This window comes from Cobetia sp. SIMBA_158 (assembly GCF_046566945.1).
Taxonomy (GTDB): Bacteria; Pseudomonadota; Gammaproteobacteria; order Pseudomonadales; family Halomonadaceae; genus Cobetia; species Cobetia amphilecti.
On record NZ_JAWJYL010000539.1, the window covers coordinates 1 to 263 of the forward strand.

Sequence of the window (263 nt, forward strand, 5' to 3'; positions counted from 1 at the left end):
CAATAATGGAGTCACAGATGAAAAATATTACTGAAGCGATGAACTGGCGCTATAGCACAAAAGAATTTGATACCAATAAGAAAATCTCAGCAGAAGACTTCCAAAGTCTAAAAGATATTTTGCGCCTCAGTCCTTCGAGTACCAACATTCAGCCTTGGCATTTTGTCATTGCTGATGATGAAGCTGGTAAAGCCCGAATCGCAAAAGGCACGGAGGGCATGTACGAGTTCAACGATGCCAAAGTAAAAGGTGCCTCGCACGTT

The 263-nt window shown here is 42.6% G+C and carries 1 protein-coding gene; it reads left to right on the top strand.

The window, feature by feature from the left end:
- Positions 1-17: 17 nt before the first annotated feature.
- On the top strand, positions 18-263 hold a 246-nt coding region (locus tag R2R70_RS21000), incomplete at its 3' end, for a nitroreductase family protein (protein WP_410979048.1).